Annotated in this window: 2 protein-coding genes; both read right to left on the reverse strand. The window is 58.0% G+C overall.

Annotated elements, in window-relative coordinates:
• Window positions 1-275 precede the first annotated feature (275 nt).
• Window positions 276-1565: an ArgE/DapE family deacylase gene (locus WC815_24195; protein ID MFA5911891.1), complete on the reverse strand. Its 1290-nt coding sequence runs from the start codon at window positions 1563-1565 to the stop codon at window positions 276-278.
• Window positions 1566-1621: 56 nt separating this feature from the next.
• Window positions 1622-2290: aminotransferase class III-fold pyridoxal phosphate-dependent enzyme (locus WC815_24200; GenBank protein MFA5911892.1), on the reverse strand; the 669-nt coding region annotated here is incomplete at its 5' end.

Raw genomic sequence — 2290 nt, forward strand, 5'->3', positions numbered from 1 at the left:
CGGCGGCGGTGAAAACAGGCCCCAGCACCGCGAGGCTGGCATCATCTTCGCAAAATTGTCTTTTCACCGGGGCTAAGGACAACCAGGCACAGCAACATAAGCTGGATTGAAACAAAGGATGAGCACCGCAGCGGATATGGACTTTCGGATTCAAAAATCCGGGCATGGGCTGAAAAATATGAGCTGATCGGATGTTTCTCAACCAATGCCGCAACGTGGCTGGCAAGAGAGAAACCAAGACAAAGAGAAAGAGAAAGCGGCGTCAATCCAAACCGTTAAACTTTTACAGCTTCAACGCCGCACCACTCGGCGATGAAGAGAGCCATTGCTGTCGTGATACGTTTCAGGGAAGCAATACTCGCACGCTCATCGAAGCCGTGGATGTTCTCCGAATGCGGCCCATAGCAGAGCGCTGGAATTTTATCGTAGAGCGCATAGACGCGCGTATCGAGATAAGCCGGCGTCAGAAAGGATTCGAGCGTCTTGCCGGTGGCGGCCTGGTGCGCGCGCCCGAGCACGGCTTCAGCCTCGGAGCCAGGCTCCAGCACGTAGCCTTCGGCCTGGAACCCGTTGAAGGTGACACTCGGGGGCATATTGGAGAGGAACCGGTCGCCACGCGCAAATCCAGCAACGCGACCACTGATCTCGCGCATTGCCGTCTCAGCGGAAGTGCCTGGATAGATGGCGATCCGGCAATCGATCTTGCACCAGCACGGCACGGACGACGCCCAGTCGCCGCCTTCGATCTTGCCGATGTTGAGGTTCAGCGGATGCGGCTCGTCTCCAAAGTAGGGATGATCAGCTTTCTCCGCATTCCATTCCTCCTCGAGGAGGCGCAATTCACCAATGACGCGATAGGCGGCATCGATGGCGTTAGCGCCTGATCCCATGTTGCGCACGTGGACCGGCAGACCGCGAACTTCGATCTGAAACCATAGTACGCCAGCGTTTGCACGGACCAGTTTCTCACTCTCCGGTTCCGGAATTAGGACGGCGTCGGCTTTGTAGCCACGTAGATGGGTCATCAGCGCGCCGTTTCCGGTCGATTCTTCCTCGACGACCGACTGTACATAAACGGTCGCCGCGGGCTGCAAACCGATGCGGCGAAGCGCATCGAGAGCGAAAATATTGGCCGCATGACCGACCTTCATATCCGCGCCGCCGCGCCCATAGAGCCAATCGCCTTCGATAACAGGATCGAATGGCGGATGTGTCCACATCGTTGCCGGTCCTGTTGGCACCACATCAACATGCGCCTGCAGGATCAACGATCTTCCGCTCTCCTCACGCGGACGATGAATTCCAACAACAATCGGCGCACGAGAGTGTTCATCGGTGAACGGTGCGCCGCCTCGATGCCGCTCGATGGCGTCCTGATCCATCTCGAAGCGGTCCATGGCGTAGCCACGGTCGCGAAGCGCGCGAAAGACAAAATCCTGCACGGCGTGCTCCGCGCCGCGCGTCGATGGAAAGCGGATGAGATCCTGCGTGAACGCTATCTGCTCTGCAAAGCCCTGTTCGACAGACGAAATGATGCTATCGCGAAGAGTAGGATCAAGCGCCATGGAAGATGTCCTTTTGATCTGGATATAATCGATATGGTTTAGGGAAAAACTTGACTTCAGACCGAAAGTGCAAGCTCCAAAACATCGAGCCCCTCATCGATGACAGAGTCTGAAGCGGTCAGCGGCACCAGGATTCGGATCGTGCTGGCGGTCGTTCCGCATGACAACAGGATGAGACCATTTTCGTAGGCGCGTTTGGTGACATGCTTTGTCATCTCCGCATCTGGCTCCTCGCCGCCGCGTTCCTTCACCACGTCAAAAGCAATCATCGCCCCCGGGCCGCGTATGGCCGAAATCGGCAGCAGATCATTTCGCCGCTGGATTGCGTCGAGTCGCGCCTTGAGGCGCTCACCGATGGCACTGGATCGCGCGACAAGGTTTTCGCGTTCGAATACGTCGAGTACGGCAAGTGCTGCGGCACATGATAACGGGTTGCCCGCATAGGTGCCGCCGAGGCCGCCCGGATCGGCCGCATCCATGATGGATGCTTTGCCGACGACGCCGGACAGAGGAAATCCGCCGGCGAGACTCTTTGCCAGGCAGATCAGATCGGGCTGAACGTCGTAATGTTCCATGGCAAACATCTTGCCGGTGCGTCCGTATCCGGTCTGCACCTCATCAGCGACCAGCACGATGCCGTGCCTGTCGCAGATGCGGCGCAGTTCGCGCATGAGCTCGATGGGCGCCTGATGAAAGCCGCCCTCGCCCTGCACCGGCTCGATGAT

This window comes from Vicinamibacterales bacterium (assembly GCA_041659285.1).
Lineage (GTDB): Bacteria > Acidobacteriota > Vicinamibacteria > Vicinamibacterales > UBA2999 > 12-FULL-67-14b.

What these genes read in the sequence shown, in the direction of transcription:
- WC815_24195 (MFA5911891.1), bottom strand. Translation starts at nt 1,565, where the DNA reads ATGGCGCTTGATCCTACTCTTCGCGATAGCATCATTTCGTCTGTCGAA.